Origin of the sequence: Pseudomonas aeruginosa, from assembly GCF_001457615.1 — a bacterium.
GTDB lineage: Bacteria > Pseudomonadota > Gammaproteobacteria > Pseudomonadales > Pseudomonadaceae > Pseudomonas > Pseudomonas aeruginosa.
In genome coordinates this window covers 3579685-3597232 of the sequence record NZ_LN831024.1, presented here as the reverse complement: position 1 = coordinate 3597232, position 17548 = coordinate 3579685, and the positions used below count along the sequence as shown (strand labels likewise).

At 64.8% G+C, this 17548-nt stretch carries 13 protein-coding genes and 1 pseudogene; 8 read left to right on the top strand and 6 right to left on the bottom strand.

The annotated features are described in order from the left end of the window. Positions 1 to 42: 42 nt before the first annotated feature. Positions 43 to 861, bottom strand: coding sequence for a pyruvate, water dikinase regulatory protein (locus tag AT700_RS16335; RefSeq protein WP_023120703.1), 819 nt, complete (start codon positions 859 to 861; stop codon positions 43 to 45). A gap of 171 nt (positions 862 to 1032) precedes the next feature. On the opposite strand from AT700_RS16335, the gene ppsA reads away from it, so the two are divergent. The 8 genes from ppsA (at position 1033) to oprF (ending at position 9222) form a co-directional block, all read left to right on the top strand. After that, positions 1033 to 3408 (top strand): phosphoenolpyruvate synthase, encoded by a 2376-nt coding sequence (ppsA, locus tag AT700_RS16325; protein ID WP_003098065.1) that lies wholly within the window; start codon positions 1033 to 1035, stop codon positions 3406 to 3408. Between the two features lie 69 nt (positions 3409 to 3477). Then, positions 3478 to 4488, top strand: a complete 1011-nt coding sequence (locus AT700_RS16320) for an alpha/beta fold hydrolase (RefSeq protein WP_003120309.1) — start codon at positions 3478 to 3480, stop codon at positions 4486 to 4488. Between the two features lie 106 nt (positions 4489 to 4594). After that, positions 4595 to 5083 (top strand): ribonuclease E activity regulator RraA, encoded by a 489-nt coding sequence (rraA, locus tag AT700_RS16315; RefSeq protein WP_003087823.1) that lies wholly within the window; start codon positions 4595 to 4597, stop codon positions 5081 to 5083. Positions 5084 to 5270: 187 nt separating this feature from the next. After that, complete coding sequence (locus tag AT700_RS16310) at positions 5271 to 6269, top strand: zinc transporter ZntB (RefSeq protein WP_003098062.1); 999 nt, start codon at positions 5271 to 5273, stop codon at positions 6267 to 6269. A 48-nt stretch (positions 6270 to 6317) separates the two neighbouring features. Further along, positions 6318 to 6572, top strand: coding sequence for a hypothetical protein (locus AT700_RS16305; protein WP_003122844.1), 255 nt, complete (start codon positions 6318 to 6320; stop codon positions 6570 to 6572). A gap of 2 nt (positions 6573 to 6574) precedes the next feature. After that, complete coding sequence (locus tag AT700_RS16300; RefSeq protein WP_003087830.1) at positions 6575 to 7399, top strand: mechanosensitive ion channel family protein; 825 nt, start codon at positions 6575 to 6577, stop codon at positions 7397 to 7399. 71 nt (positions 7400 to 7470) lie between these two features. After that, the gene (gene sigX / locus AT700_RS16295; RefSeq protein WP_003098059.1) at positions 7471 to 8061 is read left to right on the top strand and encodes an RNA polymerase sigma factor SigX; all 591 of its coding nucleotides are present in this window, start codon (positions 7471 to 7473) and stop codon (positions 8059 to 8061) included. A 108-nt stretch (positions 8062 to 8169) separates the two neighbouring features. Further along, positions 8170 to 9222 carry an outer membrane porin OprF gene (gene oprF, locus AT700_RS16290; protein ID WP_003087843.1) on the top strand — a complete coding sequence of 351 codons (1053 nt, stop codon included), beginning with the start codon at positions 8170 to 8172 and terminating at the stop codon, positions 9220 to 9222. Between the two features lie 68 nt (positions 9223 to 9290). On the opposite strand, the gene cobA is transcribed toward oprF, so the two are convergent. The 5 genes and pseudogenes from cobA to AT700_RS16265 all read right to left on the bottom strand — a co-directional run bounded on the left by cobA (position 9291) and on the right by AT700_RS16265 (position 17484). Then, positions 9291 to 10028: a uroporphyrinogen-III C-methyltransferase gene (gene cobA / locus AT700_RS16285; RefSeq protein ID WP_003087845.1), complete on the bottom strand. Its 738-nt coding sequence runs from the start codon at positions 10026 to 10028 to the stop codon at positions 9291 to 9293. 11 nt (positions 10029 to 10039) lie between these two features. Beyond that, positions 10040 to 12765 (bottom strand): annotated as a pseudogene (locus AT700_RS16280) (molybdopterin-dependent oxidoreductase). A gap of 26 nt (positions 12766 to 12791) precedes the next feature. Further along, a complete protein-coding gene (gene nirD / locus AT700_RS16275; RefSeq protein ID WP_003098054.1) occupies positions 12792 to 13118 on the bottom strand; it encodes a nitrite reductase small subunit NirD in 327 nt (108 codons plus the stop codon). Between the two features lie 52 nt (positions 13119 to 13170). After that, positions 13171 to 15621, bottom strand: a complete 2451-nt coding sequence (gene nirB / locus AT700_RS16270; protein WP_010794038.1) for a nitrite reductase large subunit NirB — start codon at positions 15619 to 15621, stop codon at positions 13171 to 13173. Positions 15622 to 15888: 267 nt separating this feature from the next. Next, positions 15889 to 17484 (bottom strand): bifunctional protein-serine/threonine kinase/phosphatase, encoded by a 1596-nt coding sequence (locus AT700_RS16265; RefSeq protein WP_235213973.1) that lies wholly within the window; start codon positions 17482 to 17484, stop codon positions 15889 to 15891. Positions 17485 to 17548 lie beyond the last annotated feature (64 nt).

Here is a 17548-nt window from a genome sequence, read left to right as displayed (position 1 = left end):
GCAAGGGACCTTGGCGGTGCCGAGCCGCTGGCCCCGGAGCGGTTATTTGAAGCGCCGTTCCACGCCTTTTTCGACGAGGATCTTTGCGGAAATCTCCTCCACCGAGAAATGCGTGGAGTTGATGTAGGCGATGTTTTCGCGGCGGAACAGGCTTTCGACCTCGCGTACCTCGAATTCGCACTGGGCGAAGCTGGCGTAGCGACTGTTGGGCTTGCGCTCGTTGCGGATCGCGGTGAGGCGATCGGGGTCGATGGTCAGGCCGAACAGCTTGTGCTTGTACTGCTTGAGGGCGTTCGGCAGTTGCAGGCGCTCCATGTCCTCTTCCGTCAACGGGTAGTTGGCGGCGCGGATGCCATACTGCAGGGCCATGTACAGGCAGGTGGGCGTCTTGCCGCAGCGCGAGACGCCGACCAGGATCAGGTCGGCCTTGTCGTAGTAGTGGGTGCGGGCGCCGTCGTCGTTGTCGAGGGCGAAGTTCACCGCCTCGATGCGATCCATGTAGTGGGAGTTGTGGCCGATGGAGTGGGACTTGCCGACCGAATAGGACGAGTCGGCCGAAAGCTCCTGTTCCAGAGGCGAAAGAAAGGTGGCGAAGATATCGATCATGAAACCGTTGGATTGCGCCAGGACCGCCCGGATGTCGCGGTTCACGATGGTATCGAAGATGATCGGGCGGGCCCCGTCCGACTCGGCAGCATTATTGATTTGCTGTACCATGGCGCGCGCTTTTTCTTCGGTATCGATGTACGGTCTCGTCAGTTTGACGAAGCTGATGTTCTCGAACTGTGCCAGAAGGCTTTGGCCCAGGGTTTCGGCGGTGATACCGGTGCCGTCCGAGATGAAGAATGCGGTTCGTTTCATTTGCACCGAAAGCCTTAAGGTAGGAACGATTCTTGGCTATGATAGGCCGCGCGTTGTCAGAGGCCTTTCTGTCGCAGCATTGTCACTTATTTCTAAGGGCCAGGCCAGAATCCAGCGGAGCTGCTCCTGGCCCCGCTTGAGCTTTTCCAATTCAATAGTGGAGAGATCACCTTGGTAGAGTACGTAGTTTCCCTCGATAAGCTCGGCGTCCATGATGTAGAGCATGTGGGGGGCAAGAACGCATCCCTCGGCGAGATGATCAGCAACCTGGCCGGTGCCGGCGTTTCCGTACCCGGCGGATTTGCCACCACCGCCCAGGCCTACCGTGACTTCCTCGAGCAGAGTGGCCTCAACGACCGTATCCACGCGGCCCTGGACGCCCTGGACGTCGACGACGTCAACGCCCTGGCCAAGACCGGCGCGCAGATCCGCCAGTGGGTGATGGAAGCCGAGTTCCCGGCCCGTCTCGACAGCGAGATCCGCCAGGCCTTCGCCGCCCTGGCCAACGGCAACGACAACCTCGCCGTGGCAGTGCGTTCCTCCGCTACCGCCGAAGACCTTCCGGACGCCTCGTTCGCCGGCCAGCAGGAAACCTTCCTCAATATCCGCGGCGTGGACAATGTGATCCGCGCAGCAAAAGAGGTCTTCGCCTCCCTGTTCAACGACCGCGCCATCGCCTACCGCGTGCACCAGGGCTTCGATCACAAGCTGGTCGCCTTGTCCGCCGGCGTGCAGCGCATGGTCCGCTCGGAAACCGGCACCGCCGGGGTGATGTTCACCCTGGACACCGAATCCGGCTTCCGCGACGTGGTCTTCATCACCGGTGCCTACGGCCTGGGCGAGACCGTGGTTCAGGGCGCGGTGAACCCCGACGAGTTCTACGTCCACAAGCCGACCCTGGAAGCCGGGCGTCCGGCCATCCTGCGCCGCAACCTGGGTAGCAAGGCGATCAAGATGATCTACGGCGACGAAGCCAAGGCCGGTCGCTCGGTCAAGGTAGTGGACGTCGATCGCGCCGATCGCGCCCGCTTCGCCCTGAGCGACGCCGAGGTCACCGAGCTGGCCAAGCAGGCCATGATCATCGAGAAGCACTATGGCCGCCCGATGGACATCGAATGGGCCAAGGACGGTGACGACGGCAAGCTGTACATCGTCCAGGCACGCCCGGAAACCGTGAAGAGCCGCGCCAGCGCCACGGTCATGGAGCGCTACCTGCTGAAAGAGAAGGGGACCGTCCTGGTGGAAGGACGTGCCATCGGCCAGCGCATCGGTGCCGGTCCGGTCAAGGTGATCAACGACGTGTCGGAAATGGACAAGGTCCAACCGGGTGACGTCCTGGTCTCCGACATGACCGACCCGGACTGGGAGCCGGTGATGAAGCGCGCCAGCGCCATCGTCACCAACCGCGGCGGGCGTACCTGCCACGCGGCGATCATCGCTCGCGAACTGGGCATCCCGGCGGTGGTCGGTTGCGGCAACGCCACCCAGATCCTGCAGGATGGGCAGGGGGTGACCGTTTCCTGTGCCGAAGGCGATACCGGCTTCATCTTCGAAGGCGAACTCGGTTTCGATGTGCGCAAGAACTCGGTCGACGCCATGCCCGACCTTCCGTTCAAGATCATGATGAACGTCGGCAATCCCGATCGCGCTTTCGATTTCGCCCAGTTGCCGAACGAAGGCGTGGGCCTGGCCCGCCTCGAATTCATCATCAACCGCATGATCGGCGTGCACCCCAAGGCGTTGCTGAACTTCGCCGGCCTGCCGGCGGACATCAAGGAAAGCGTGGAGAAGCGCATCGCCGGCTATCCCGATCCGGTCGGCTTCTACGTCGAGAAGCTGGTGGAGGGCATCAGCACCCTGGCCGCGGCGTTCTGGCCGAAGAAGGTCATCGTGCGCCTGTCCGACTTCAAGTCCAATGAGTACGCCAACCTGATCGGCGGCAAGCTCTACGAGCCGGAAGAAGAGAATCCGATGCTCGGCTTCCGTGGTGCCTCGCGCTACATCAGCGAGTCGTTCCGCGACTGCTTCGAGCTGGAGTGCCGTGCGCTGAAGAAGGTCCGCAACGAAATGGGCCTGACCAACGTCGAGATCATGGTGCCCTTCGTGCGCACCCTGGGCGAGGCGAGCCAGGTGGTCGAGCTGCTGGCCGGGAACGGCCTGAAGCGCGGCGAGAACGGCCTTAAGGTCATCATGATGTGCGAACTGCCGTCGAACGCCCTGCTGGCCGACGAGTTCCTCGAGTTCTTCGATGGCTTCTCCATCGGTTCCAACGACCTGACCCAGCTGACCCTGGGCCTGGATCGCGATTCCGGCATCGTTGCCCACCTGTTCGACGAGCGCAATCCGGCGGTGAAGAAGCTGCTGGCCAACGCCATCGCTGCCTGCAACAAGGCCGGCAAGTACATCGGCATCTGCGGCCAGGGTCCGTCGGACCACCCGGACCTGGCCCGCTGGCTGATGGAGCAGGGCATCGAGAGCGTCTCGCTGAACCCCGACTCGGTGCTGGATACCTGGTTCTTCCTTGCCGAGGGGCAAGACCAGGCCTGATCGGTCCTCGCTGTATCCGGAAAGGGCGGGTAACACCGCCCTTTTTCGTGCCTCCTGTACAAGACAAGCATGCAAAGCAGTAGTCGCCTCTTTCCTGTCGCCCTGGTCAGCGCCGAGTTGCGCGCCGACCTTACCGAAGACATCTATCGCCTGAAGCCCGGCAACAGCCCCGATGCCAGCGTCGAGCTGGTCGTAACCCGGCTTGGACAGCAGGCCGCCGGCGAGCGGCGCGGACCGCCTGTGATCCTCCTGCACGGGAGTTTTTCCAACCGCCGCTTCTGGTACTCGCCGCGTGCGCTCGGACTAGGTCCTTACCTGGCGCGGGCGGGGTTCGATGTCTGGCTGCCGGAAATGCGCGGCCATGGCCTGTCGATTCGCAACGATGGTTACCGGGACAACCGGGTCGCCGACTACGCGCGCTACGACCTGCCGGCGCTGGCCTCCTTCATCCACGAGCAGTGCGGGCAGCCGGCGCACTGGATTGGCCACTCCCTCGGTGGGGTGGTGCTGGCGGCGGGACTGGGCGGGGGTTACCTGGATCAGGCGCGGATCGCTTCCGTGGCGTTGTTCGGTAGCCAGGTCAGCACCGCGCACTGGCTGTTCAGGTTGCCCATGGCAGGCATCCTCGCGCGCCTGCTGCTGCGCCGCGTCGATGCGCTGTCCGGAAGCCGTTGGCGGCAGGGGCCGGAAGACGAGCCGGTCGGCCTGGCGCTGGAGGTCCTGCGTTGGCATGGGCTGTTCGGCCGCTTCGGCGAGCCGGGCAACGACTGGTGGAAGGGGCTCGCCGCAGTCGACGTACCGCTATTGGCGGTCGCCGGGGCTGGGGACCGGCAGGACCCGTCCTGGGCCTGTCGCAAGTTGTTCGAGCAGTTCGCCTCGTCCGAGCGCGAATACCTGTTGCTCGGACGCGAGGCTGGCTACGCCGAGGACTACGGGCATATCGAGATGCTGATCGGCAAGGCGGCCCAGCTAGAGGTCTGGCCCTTGGTGGAGCGCTGGCTGCGCCAGCGATCGCCGGCGGGCGACGAATCCGCGTGGAGCGAGGCGCTAGACGTATCGGAAGCCGGAATCAGCGGCTAACATGTGACGCAAATGGCGGCTCCGGTCACGCCGGCGCCGCCGGGGCGGGCGGCCGATGTTCCTCCGGAGCTGCCCGAGCCGATCCCTTCACCCACAGGAGCTTCCCATGCATTACGTCACTCCCGATCTGTGCGATGCCTATCCTGAGCTGGTCCAGGTCGTCGAACCCATGTTCAGCAACTTCGGCGGCCGCGACTCCTTCGGCGGCGAGATCGTCACCATCAAGTGCTTCGAAGACAACTCGTTGGTCAAGGAGCAGGTCGACAAGGACGGCAAGGGCAAGGTCCTGGTCGTCGATGGCGGTGGTTCGCTGCGCCGCGCCCTGCTGGGCGACATGCTGGCCGAGAAAGCGGCGAAGAACGGCTGGGAAGGGATCGTCGTATATGGCTGCATCCGTGACGTCGACGTGATCGCCCAGACCGACCTTGGCGTCCAGGCCCTGGCCAGTCATCCGCTGAAGACCGACAAGCGCGGCATCGGCGATCTGAACGTCGCCGTGACCTTCGGCGGCGTCACCTTCCGCCCCGGCGAGTTCGTGTATGCCGACAACAACGGCATCATCGTTTCTCCGCAGGCCTTGAAGATGCCCGAATAGGGCTTTTTAACAGCCGTTCCGGCCCCGGTGACGCAGGCAGCGTCCCGGGGCTTTTTGCTGGAATGAACCCGGGGTGCGCATACGGGTCTCAGGACTGGCTTTAAGGTTGTGCCGCAAGTCCATGAATTGACTGGTACCGGACTTGTGTTTTTACTGTCGAAATGGTCGTTTTACCAAGGGAAGCGCAATGCAAGCGTACGAGTCGGGTGACGAGCGCGGCCTGATCTATGGCTACGTCCTCAACGGGCGCGGCGGCGGACGCCGTGTCGGACGCAACCAGATAGCGGTGCTCGACCTGCTGCCGGAGGAAAGTCTTTGGCTGCACTGGGACCGCGGCGTACCGGAGGCACAGGCCTGGCTGCGGGATTCCGCGGGGCTCAGCGAGTTCGCCTGCGATCTGCTGCTGGAGGAGGCGACCCGCCCCCGTTTGCTCGATCTCGGGGCCGAAAGCCTGCTGGTGTTCCTCCGTGGAGTGAACCTGAATCCGGGCGCGGAGCCGGAAGACATGGTTTCGCTGCGGGTATTCGCCGACGCGCGCCGGGTGATCTCGCTGCGCCTGCGGCCGCTGAAGGCGGTGGCCGATCTGCTCGAGGACCTGGAGGCGGGGAAAGGGCCGAAGACAGCATCCGAGGTCGTGTACTACCTCGCGCACTACCTGACCGATCGCGTCGACACGCTGATCAGCGGGATAGCCGACCAGCTCGATGCTGTCGAGGAGCTGGTCGAGGCGGACGAGCGTGCCAGTCCCGACCAGCACCAGTTGCGTACCCTGCGCCGCCGGTCGGCGGGGTTGCGGCGCTACCTGGCGCCGCAGCGGGACATCTACTCGCAACTGGCGCGCTACAAGCTGTCCTGGTTCGTCGAGGACGACGCCGATTACTGGAACGAGCTGAACAACCGGCTGACGCGGAATCTCGAAGAACTCGAGTTGATACGGGAGCGCATCAGCGTCCTGCAGGAAGCCGAGTCGCGGCGAATCACCGAACGGATGAACCGCACCATGTATCTCCTTGGTATAATCACCGGCTTTTTCCTGCCGATGAGCTTCGTCACCGGCCTGCTGGGAATCAATGTCGGCGGCATTCCGGGGGCGGATGCACCGCATGGGTTCTGGCTGGCCTGCCTGCTGATCGGCGGGGTCGCCACCTTCCAGTGGTGGGTATTTCGTCGGCTGCGCTGGCTCTGACGTGACCTGGGGTGAGGAGAGGGCGTCACTCCCTCGTACAGACATGAGGTGTGCATGCACGATCCGTTCGAAGAGTCCCTGCGGGACCTGCTCAAGGCTTCGGCTCCCCAGCCGGACGACGACGCGCGTCTGGGACGGGTGCTGAAGACCGCCAATCGCCAGGTTGGCGCCGGTGACCTGTTCAGCCTCATGGGGCACTGGCTGCAGGCGCTGATGATCGGCATCAACAACGGTTCGCCGCATCTGGCGCCGGTTTCCCGTATTTCCGCGAAAAACGCATCTTCTGCTGACAAGGCTGAGTGAACATGCAATTCGATATCTGGACCCAGAGCTTGCTGACCGCGATGAACACCCTGTGGGGCAAGCTGGCAGGCTTCATTCCCAACCTGCTCGGCGCCCTGGTGGTCGTTCTGCTCGGCTTCGTCATCGCCAAGCTGCTCGATGCGCTGCTTTCCAAGCTGCTGGCCAAGCTGGGCCTGGACCGGCTGATGGGTGGCACCGGCCTGACCAAGCTGCTGGCCCGGGTCGGCATCCAGGTTCCGGTCTCGACGCTGGTCGGCAAGATCGTCTACTGGTTCGTGCTGCTCGTCTTCCTCGTATCCGCCGCCGAGTCGCTCGGCCTGCAGCGGGTATCCGCCACGCTGGACGTCCTCGCCCTGTACCTGCCCAAGGTGTTCGGCGCGGCCCTGGTGCTGATCGTCGGCGTGCTCCTGGCGCAACTGGTGAACAGCGTCGTGCGCGGCGCGGCGGACGGCGTCGGCCTCGAATACGCGAACGGCCTGGGGCGGATCGCCCAGTGGCTGGTCATCATCATCAGCATCTCGGTGGCGGTGGGGCAGCTCGAGGTCAAGACCGACCTGCTCAACTACATCATCGCCATCGTCCTGATCACCGTCGGCCTGGCCGCTGCGCTGGCCCTGGGCCTGGGCAGCCGCGAGGTCGCCGGGCAGATCATTGCAGGAATCTACGTCCGCGAGCTGTATCAGGTCGGACAACAGGTGAAAGTGGGTGACGTTGAAGGCACTATTGAAGAGATAGGTACGGTCAAGACCATCCTGCTGACGGAAGAGGGAGAGCTTGTGTCGCTGGCCAACCGTCTACTGCTCGATCAGCGAGTTACCAGCCGCTGATCCGGGAGAGATAATGGACGTGGCTGCTCTGCAGGGCGGCCCGGCTTACGATATGACTGGCCTGATCTCACTTGAATAAGCCTCACCCCCTGTCACAGCGGTATGACCCCCGCCAGCTTTCCGATGAAGAGCTGGTCGAGCGTGCGCACTCGGAGCTGTTCCACGTGACGCGCGCCTATGAAGAATTGATGCGGCGTTACCAGCGCACGCTGTTCAACGTCTGTGCCCGCTACCTGGGCAACGACCGCGACGCGGACGACGTGTGCCAGGAGGTGATGCTGAAAGTTTTGTACGGGTTGAAGAACTTTGAGGGCAAGTCGAAGTTCAAAACATGGCTATATAGCATCACGTACAACGAGTGCATCACGCAGTACCGCAAGGAGCGCCGCAAGCGCCGATTGATGGATGCGCTCAGCCTCGACCCGCTGGAGGAGGCTTCCGAGGAGAAGTCGCCGAAGGTTGAGGAGCGGGGCGGATTGGATCGTTGGCTCGTCCATGTCAATCCGATAGATCGGGAGATTCTGGTTCTTCGCTTCGTCGCGGAACTGGAGTTTCAGGAGATAGCGGATATCATGCACATGGGTCTGAGTGCGACGAAAATGCGCTACAAGCGGGCACTGGACCGCCTGCGCGAAAAGTTTTCAGATGCGACCGAAACATAGTTGGGTAAATATTGTCTCTCTATGCGGGAAGTTCTGATAAACTTGCCACCCAAGTTGTGCGGCTGATTGTTGGACAACTAACTGACCATCAAGATGGGGATTTAACGGATGAAACTGAAGAACACCTTAGGCGTTGTCATCGGCTCGCTGGTTGCCGCTTCGGCAATGAACGCCTTTGCCCAGGGCCAGAACTCGGTAGAGATCGAAGCCTTCGGCAAGCGCTACTTCACCGACAGCGTTCGCAACATGAAGAACGCGGACCTGTACGGCGGCTCGATCGGTTACTTCCTGACCGACGACGTCGAGCTGGCGCTGTCCTACGGTGAGTACCATGACGTTCGTGGCACCTACGAAACCGGCAACAAGAAGGTCCACGGCAACCTGACCTCTCTGGACGCCATCTACCACTTCGGTACCCCGGGCGTAGGTCTGCGTCCGTACGTGTCGGCTGGTCTGGCTCACCAGAACATCACCAACATCAACAGCGACAGCCAAGGCCGTCAGCAGATGACCATGGCCAACATCGGCGCTGGTCTGAAGTACTACTTCACCGAGAACTTCTTCGCCAAGGCCAGCCTCGACGGCCAGTATGGTCTGGAGAAGCGTGACAACGGTCACCAGGGCGAGTGGATGGCTGGCCTGGGCGTCGGCTTCAACTTCGGTGGTTCGAAAGCCGCTCCGGCTCCGGAACCGGTTGCCGACGTTTGCTCCGACTCCGACAACGACGGCGTTTGCGACAACGTCGACAAGTGCCCGGATACCCCGGCCAACGTCACCGTTGACGCCAACGGCTGCCCGGCTGTCGCCGAAGTCGTACGCGTACAGCTGGACGTGAAGTTCGACTTCGACAAGTCCAAGGTCAAAGAGAACAGCTACGCTGACATCAAGAACCTGGCTGACTTCATGAAGCAGTACCCGTCCACTTCCACCACCGTTGAAGGGCACACCGACTCCGTCGGCACCGACGCTTACAACCAGAAGCTGTCCGAGCGTCGTGCCAACGCCGTTCGTGACGTACTGGTCAACGAGTACGGTGTAGAAGGTGGTCGCGTGAACGCTGTTGGTTACGGCGAGTCCCGCCCGGTTGCCGACAACGCCACCGCTGAAGGCCGCGCTATCAACCGTCGCGTTGAAGCCGAAGTAGAAGCTGAAGCCAAGTAATCGGCTGAGCCTCTAAGGAAAAACCCGGCCCAGGCCGGGTTTTTCTTTGCCTGGAAAAAGACCGCTCGTCAGGCGCTCAGGGAAATCGGTTGCGACACGATGTCGCGGGTTACTTCGCCGATCACCAGGATCGCCGGGCTTTTCAAGGCGAAACGTCCGGCGTCCCGCAGTAGCTCGCCGAGGTTGCTGCGGCATTCGCGCTGGTTGCCCAGGGTGGCGTTCTCGATCATCGCCAGCGGCGTATCCTCGGCCATACCTCCAGCCAGCAGCCCGGCCTGGATCTCTGCGAGACGGGCGACGCCCATGTAGACCACCAGCGTGGTACCGCTGCGTGCCAGGGCTTCCCAGGCCAGCGGGCTGTCGTCCTGGGTATGCGCGGTCACCAGGGTCACGCCGCGGCTGATGCCGCGGTAGGTCAGCGGTATGCCGCAGGCAGTGGCGCCAGCCAGCCCGGCGGTGATGCCGTTCACTATCTCGCTGTCTATCCCGTGCCGGGCCAGCCATTCGGCTTCTTCGCCGGCGCGGCCGAAGATGCATGGATCGCCGCCTTTCAGGCGCACCACGCTGCGTCCCTGGCGGGCATGCCGCAGCATCAGGCGCTGGATGAAGTCCTGCGGTGTGGAGCGGCAGCCGCCGCGTTTGCCGACCCGGACCAGCCGGGCGGACGGACAGTGCTCCAGTATGCTCGGGTTGACCAGATCGTCGACCATCACCACATCCGCGTCCTGCAGGGCGCGAACTGCCTTCAGGGTCAACAGTTCCGGATCGCCGGGACCCGCACCCACCAGCCAGACCTTACCGCTCATCGTCGTTCTCCTCAGGCATTCGCTGCCATGGGCCGGGGGCCGCCAGCAGTCTCTTGATTTCCGGTACGCAGGAGCCGCAGCCGGTGCCGCAGCCGAACTCGCGCTTCAATCCGTCCAGGTCCAATCCGCGGGCGATGCCGCCGAGCACCGTTTGCTGGCTGACGTTCTGGCAACTGCACAGGGTCTTGCCGCCCGCACCCTGGCTGGGTCGTCCCGGTGCCGCGCCGAGTGGGGCGAGCAGCCAGCGGCGTAGCTCGCTATCGGCCCGGCCGGTAAGCCAGAGCTCTTTCAACCAGTCACGGGCGAGGGTTTCGCCGGCGAGCCGGACGGCGACGATGCGCCCGTCTTCGAGGCGCACGCGCTTGCCGATGGCCCGCCGTGGGTCGTCGTAGGCGAGGATCGGCCCGTCGAGCAATTCGAGTTGGCGATCTATCCGCTCCAGCAGGTCTGCGCCAGGTGCCTCATGGTGTGCGGCGCTGACCAGCAGGGCGGGGCGCTCGCGTCCGGCGAGACTGAAGCTGGCGTGGTCGAAGACTTCGCACAGCGCACGGAGGGCCTCGAAACGCGCCTGGATATCGGTTTCCACCAGCGCGAACAGGCGCCAGGGCAGTTCGACGGACTCGACCTGAACCCCGGCGTGCTTGAGTTCGGGTTGTTTCGACAGGGGGTCGAACGCCGGCAGGGTCAGGACATTGCAGCCCAGGCCCTTGAGGAAGCGATCGCCCCAGTGCATCGGCAGGAAGGCCTGGCCGGGGCGCACCGAGTCGTCTGCGCTCACCGGCAGGACCAGGGCGCCACGCCGGCTCTTCAGGCGCACGAGCTGCCCGTCCCGCAGTTGGCGGCGGCGCAGTTCCTCGGGATGCAGGTGCACCAGGGCCTCCTCTTCATGGCCGAACAGGCGTGCGCAGGTGCCGGTCCGGCTCATGCCGTGCCACTGGTCGCGCAAGCGTCCGGTATTGAGGGTCAGCGGGTAGCGCGCGTCGCGTTTTTCCTGGGCGGCGCGGTAGGGTTCGGCGACCAGTTGCGCGCGTCCCGAGGCGGTAGGGAAGCGGCCGTCTGCATAGAGCCGTGCGGTGCCTTGCTCCGCGCCAGTGGGAAATGGCCATTGCTGCGGCCCCAGGCGGTCGAGCAGTGCGTAGCTGAGGCCGGAAAGATCGAGGTCGCGCCCGGCGGTGAGCAGCTTGTATTCGTCGAACAGGCTGCGGCTGTCGGCAAAGGCGAACAGGCCGGGTTTAGCGGGCCGCAGGTGCCCTTCCAGGCGGCGAGCGAAGTCGCAGACGATGTTCCAGTCCTGGCGTGCTTCCCCGGGGGGCGGAACGGCCCGACGGACATGACTGACCCGCCGTTCCGAATTGGTCACGGAGCCTTCCTTTTCTCCCCAGGATGCGGCTGGAAGCAAAAGGTCGGCGTATTGGCAGGTTTCCGTGCCGGCGAAGGCTTCCTGGACCACCACGAAGGGACAGCGGGCAAGGGCCTCGTGGATCTTGCGCTGGTCCGGCAGCGATTGCGCGGGGTTGGTACAGGCGATCCAGAGCGCCTTGATCCGGCCGTCGTGGACCGCATCGAACAGCTCGATGGCGCTGAGACCGGGGGACGTGGGCAACTGTTCCACACCCCAGTAGTGCGCCACCTCGGCGCGATGGCCGGGATCGGCGGCTTCGCGGTGGCCGGGCAGCAGGTTGGCCAGGCTGCCGGTCTCGCGACCGCCCATGGCATTCGGCTGGCCGGTGAGGGAAAACGGCCCGCATCCGGCGCGGCCGATCTTGCCGGTGGCCAGGTGCAGGTTGATCAGTGCGCTGTTCTTGGCGCTGCCGGCGCTGGACTGGTTGAGCCCCATGCACCAGAGCGAAAGGAAGCGCGGCGAACGGCCGATCCATTCGGCGCAGCGCTGCAGGTCGGCGCGGTCGATGCCGCAGATGTCGGCGACGGCGGCCGGGGTGTAGTCGCGCACCAGTTCCTTCAGGTCGGCGAAACCTTCGGTATGCTCGGCGATGAACGAACGGTCGATCCAGTCCTCCCAGAGCAGGATATGCAGGATGCCGTGGAACAGTGCGACGTCGGTGCCGGGCAGCAGCGCCAGGTGCAGGTCGGCCAGCTCGCAGGTGTCGGTGCGCCGCGGGTCGATCACGACGATGCGCATCTCCGGGCGAGCGGCCTTGGCGGCCTCCAGGCGACGGAACAGGACCGGGTGGGCGAAGGCCATGTTGCTGCCGGCGATCAGCACGCAATCGGCGCAGTCGAGGTCTTCGTAGCAGCAGGGCGGTGCGTCGGCGCCCAGGCTGCGCTTGTAGCCAACCACCGCCGAGGACATGCACAGGCGCGAATTGCTGTCGATGTTGTTGGTGCCGACCAGGGCCCGCGCCAGCTTGTTGAAGGCGTAGTAGTCCTCGGTCAGCAACTGGCCGGATATATAGAAGGCCACGCTGTCCGGCCCGTGTTCGCGAATGGTCTCGGCGAAACGCCCGGCGGCATGTTCCAGGGCACTCTCCCAGTCGCTGCGAGCCCGCGCCAGTTGCTTGCCGAGACGCAGTTGGGGGTACAGCGCGCGGGCCTGGAGGTCGCCGGTCAGGTGCAGGCTGGCGCCTTTGCTGCAGAGTCTGCCGAAGTTGGCCGGGTGCCGCGGGTCGCCTTGCACGCCGAGGATGCGTTCGCCGTCGTGTTTGATCAGGACGCCACAACCCACGCCGCAGTAGCAGCAGGTCGAAGCGGTGGTGCGCAGCGGGGAATCTGTCGACATGCTCGGCTCCTGTTATCGGCGAGAGATCAGGCGCACAGCGCCACGCTGTCCAGGCCGAGCAGCACCCGTCCGTTCTCCACCCGCACCGGGTGGCGATGGGCGCAGCCCTGGTCCGGGGCCACGGCTTCGCCGCTCTCCAGTTCGATCTGCCAGTTGTGCAACGGACAGGCCACTCGCTTGCCGTAGATCAGGCCCTGGGACAGCGGGCCGCCCTTGTGCGGGCAGCGGTCATCGAGGGCGAAGACCTGGTCGTCGGCGGCGCGGAAGATGGCGATGTCGCCTTTCGGGCCGGCGACCACGCGCGAGCCCAGCGGGTTGATTTCATCGAGGGCGCAGATATCCAGCCAGTTCATCGGTTCACTCCGGTAGGGGGAGGGCCGCCGTGGGACGGCCCGGACAAGGGATTCAGACGTTTTCCAGTTGCTTGAGCGGAATCCGTTCGAACTCCTTCTTCAATTGCGGCTGTTCGATGCGCTGCTTCCATGGGTCCTGCTCGAAGGACAGGGCGAATTGCAGGCGGTCGTTGAGCGCCTTGCGGTTTTCCGCGTCCTCGACCACCGCCTTGCGGATGTGCTCCATGCCGACCCGCTGCAGGTAATGCACCGTGCGCTCCAGGTAGAAGGCTTCCTCGCGGTAGAGCTGGAGGAAGGCGCCGTTGTATTCGCGCACTTCTTCGGCGGTCTTGAGCTTGACGAAGAACTCCGCGACCTCGGTCTTGATCCCGCCGTTGCCGCCGATGTACATCTCCCAGCCGGAGTCCACGCCGATGATGCCGACGTCCTTGATCCCGGCCTCGGCGCAATTGCGCGGGCAGCCGGAGACCGCCAGCTTGACCTTGTGCGGCGACCACATGTTGAACAGGTCGTGTTCCAGATCAATGCCCAGCTGCGTCGAGTTCTGCGTACCGAAGCGGCAGAATTCGCTGCCGACGCAGGTCTTCACGGTGCGGATGGATTTGCCGTAGGCATGTCCGGAGGGCATGTCGAGGTCTTTCCAGATGGCCGGCAGGTCGTCCTTCTTCACCCCCAGCAGGTCGATGCGCTGGCCACCGGTGACCTTGACCATCGGCACCTGGTACTTGTCGGCGACGTCGGCGATGCGCCGCAACTCGGCGGCGTTGGTCACGCCGCCCCACATCCGCGGTACCACCGAGTAGGTGCCGTCCTTCTGGATGTTGGCGTGGGCGCGTTCGTTGATCAGGCGCGACTGCGGATCGTCCTTGGCTTCTCCCGGCCAGGTCGAGATCAGGTAGTAGTTCAGGGCCGGGCGGCAGGTGGCACAGCCGTTCGGGGTCTTCCAGTCCATGAAGCGCATGGCGGCGTCGAGACTGGTCAGCCGGTGTTCGCGAATGGCCTTGCGGATCTGCCCGTGGTTGAGGTCGCTGCAGCCGCAGATGGCCTTCTCGCTCTTCGGCTTGACGTCGGCGGCGCCGCCGACGGTGCTGATCAGGATCTGTTCCACCAATCCCGCGCAGGAGCCGCAGGAGCTGGCGGCCTTGGTGTGTTTCTTGACTTCGTCGACGCTGAACAGGCCGTGTTCTTGTATGGCCTTGACGATGGTGCCCTTGCAGACGCCGTTGCAGCCGCATACTTCGGCCGTGTCGGGCATGCTCGCGGCGCTGTTCTGGCCCTGGTGGCCGACATCGCCGAGGGCGTTCTCGCCGAACATCAGGTGGTCGCGGATCTGCGCGACGTTGTGGTTCTCGCGGATCTGCCGGAAGTACCAGCCGCCGTCGGCGGTGTCGCCGTAGAGACAGGCGCCGACCAGTACATCGTCCTTGATCACCAGTTTCTTGTAGACGCCGCCGATGGGGTCGGAAAGGGTGATGGTCTCGCTGCCTTCGCCGCCGATGAAGTCGCCGGCGGAGAACAGGTCGATACCGGTCACCTTGAGCTTGGTCGAGGTCACCGAGCCCTGGTAGCGGGCGTAGCCGAGATGAGCCAGGTGGTTGGCGCAGACCTTGGCCTGCTCGAACAGCGGCGCAACCAGGCCGTAGGCGATGCCACGGTGGTTGGCGCATTCGCCGACCGCATAGATGCGTGGGTCGTAGGTCTGCAGGGTGTCGTTGACCAGGATGCCGCGGTTGCAGGGGATGCCCGCGCTTTCGGCCAGCTCGGTATTGGGGCGGATGCCGGCGGCCATTACCACCAGGTCGGCGGGAATCACGTCGCCGTCGTTGAACTGCACGGCACAGACCCGGCCGCTGCCGTTGTCCATCAGTTCCTGGGTCTGGGTGTTCAGGCGGAAGCGGATGCCGCGGGCTTCCAGCGCGCCTTGCAGGAGTTTGCCGGCGGTGCGGTCCAGTTGGCGTTCCAGCAGCCAGTCGGAGAGGTGCACGACGGTCACGTCCATGCCGCGTTGCTTGAGGCCGTTGGCCGCCTCCAGGCCGAGCAGGCCGCCGCCGATCACCACCGCGTGGCTGTGGGTCCGGGCGCAGTCGATCATGGCCTGGGTGTCGGCGATGTCGCGGTAGCCGATCACGCCCTGCAGGCGATTGCCGGGTATCGGCAGGATGAAGGGGAGCGAGCCGGTGGCCAGCAGCAGGCGGTCGTACTCGGCCTCGCTGCCGTCCGCGGCGACCACCCTGCGGCGAAGCCGGTCGATCTGCACCACCTTGCGGTCGAGGAGGAGCTTGATGCCGTTTTCCGCATACCAGTTGAGGTCGTTGAGGACGATTTCCTCGAAGGTCTGCTCGCCGGCCAGCACCGGGGACAGCAGGATGCGGTTGTAGTTGGGATGGGGCTCGGCGCCGAACACCGTGATGTCGTAGAAGTCCGAGTTGAGCTTGAGCAGTTCTTCCAGGGTACGGACCCCGGCCATGCCGTTGCCGACCATCACCAGCTTGATCTTCTTCATGCGGAGGAGCTCCTGCATAAGGTTGGCGCAAACAAAAAAGGCGTCCCGCTGTTGCCAGCAGGACGCCTTTGTCCAGGTCCCGTTCGGTCGGGAAACGCCGCCTCGTCGTTGAGGCAGGCGCTTTGTTGTCGATTGTCGGGAGAACCAAAGCAGGCGCCGTGCCAACTTGCGCTATTGCCTATCTCCATGGCCTTGCAGGGATAACGCGGGGGCTCCCCACGGTCTTTCTGCTCCGTGCCGGGGCGTGTCGCACCGGGCTGGTGCCACTCAGCCCTTCAGCCAGACCAGGAGTAGCGCCAGGTTGGCGGCCAGGGACAGCAGGGCGATGGCGCGCCAGGTCTGCAGCGGTTCGCGCTCCAGCAATGGGCGGGGCGCCGCGACCGGCAACGCTTCTCCCTGTTGCAGCGAGAGCAGCCATTCCTCGGCGGTCTCGAAGCGCTGTGCGGGGTCGCAGGCGACGGCGCGCAGCAGCAGGTCGTCGATCCAGGCCGGCAGGTCGGGGCGATAGCGGCTGGGCGGGACGGGGCGACCGAAGCGCGGGTGCTGGAAGGCTTCGATCTCGCCATAGGGATAGCGCCCGGTCAGCGCCTGGTAGAGGCAGACGCCGGTGGCGTAGAGATCCTGGCGCACCGAGGGCGAGGTGCCGGAGAAGCACTCCGGCGCCAGGTAGCTGGGCGTACCCGGTAGCAGATGGGGGTCTTCGCGCGACAATCCCGGACACCAGGCCAGGCCGAAATCCAGCAGGCGCAGCTCGCCGTCGCGGCCGAGGTGGAGATTTTCCGGCTTGAGGTCGCGGTGCAGCAGGTTGCGTCGATGCAACTGGCCAAGCCCGTGCAGCAGCTGGTTGGCCAGCCCCAGCCACTCCGGCAGCGACAGCGGGCCATGGTTGCGCAAGCGCTCGGCGAGAGTCTCTCCGGGGTGCTCGCGCATCAGGTAATACAGATGCTGGCGCTGCACCAATCCGTGCAACTCGGGGAAATGCCGGCCCTGGACGCGGCGCAGGAACCATTCCTCGAGCAGCAGGGCCTGGGTTGCCAGCGGATCGTCGGCACGTGCGGCGGGAAGGGTCTTCAGCAGCCAGGGTTGGCCCTGGCCATCCTCGACCCGGTAGAGCAGGGACTGGCGGGATTCGCCGAGCAACTGCCGGACCCGCCAGCCTTCGAAGAGCTGGTCGGGCTTCAGCGGTGGCGGCAGTGGCCAGTGGCCCAGTTGCGCGAGGGCGTCGCCGAGGCTGCCTGCGGGCACGGCTTCAACGCGCACCAGCAGGGCGCTGGCGTTGTCCTGGCTGCCTGCCAGGTGGGCGGCGCGAACCAGAGCCTCGGCGCTGCGCTGCGGCTCTTCGGCGTTGCGCAGGATGCTGCGGATGCCGCTGTCGCCCAGCGTCGCCCAGACGCCGTCGCTGACCAGTAGCCACTGGCTGCCGGGCTCCAGATCGCCTTCCAGATAGTCGACCACCAGATGCTGGTCCAGTCCCAGGGCGCGGGTCAGCACGTGTTGCATGTGCGGCTGTTCCCAGACGTGGTCGCTGGTCTGCCGGAGCAACTCGCCGTCGCGCCACAGGTAGGCCCGGCAATCGCCGACATGGGCCAGGGTGTAGCGGGTGCCGCGCAGCACCAGGGCGGTGAGGGTGGTGAGCAGCGGCTGGCCGCCGCCGTTGGCCTGTAGCCAGCGGTTCTGCGCCAGCAGCAGGCGGTCCAGGGACTGCACGATGGCCCAGGTTTCCGGAGTCGCATAGTAATCCAGGGCCAGCGCTTGCAGGCTGCTGCGCGCCGCCAGGCCGCCATCGGCGCACTGGCTGACACCGTCGGCGATGGCCAGCAGGTGTCCCTTGCTGGCGGCCAGGGCCGGCGCCGGGGTGACCACCCGCAGCGCGTCCTGGTTTTCCGTGCGAGGCCCGCAGGCGCTGGCCTCGCCGATGCTCAGTCGC

Bases quoted from the DNA above. Each gene is read 5' to 3' on its own strand.
- AT700_RS16335 (WP_023120703.1), bottom strand. From the start codon at position 861: ATGAAACGAACCGCATTCTTCATCTCGGACGGCACCGGTATCACCGCC.
- AT700_RS16320 (WP_003120309.1), top strand. From the start codon at position 3,478: ATGCAAAGCAGTAGTCGCCTCTTTCCTGTCGCCCTGGTCAGCGCCGAG.
- rraA (WP_003087823.1), top strand. From the start codon at position 4,595: ATGCATTACGTCACTCCCGATCTGTGCGATGCCTATCCTGAGCTGGTC.
- AT700_RS16310 (WP_003098062.1), top strand. From the start codon at position 5,271: ATGCAAGCGTACGAGTCGGGTGACGAGCGCGGCCTGATCTATGGCTAC.
- AT700_RS16300 (WP_003087830.1), top strand. From the start codon at position 6,575: ATGCAATTCGATATCTGGACCCAGAGCTTGCTGACCGCGATGAACACC.
- oprF (WP_003087843.1), top strand. From the start codon at position 8,170: ATGAAACTGAAGAACACCTTAGGCGTTGTCATCGGCTCGCTGGTTGCC.
- cobA (WP_003087845.1), bottom strand. From the start codon at position 10,028: ATGAGCGGTAAGGTCTGGCTGGTGGGTGCGGGTCCCGGCGATCCGGAA.
- nirD (WP_003098054.1), bottom strand. From the start codon at position 13,118: ATGAACTGGCTGGATATCTGCGCCCTCGATGAAATCAACCCGCTGGGC.
- nirB (WP_010794038.1), bottom strand. From the start codon at position 15,621: ATGAAGAAGATCAAGCTGGTGATGGTCGGCAACGGCATGGCCGGGGTC.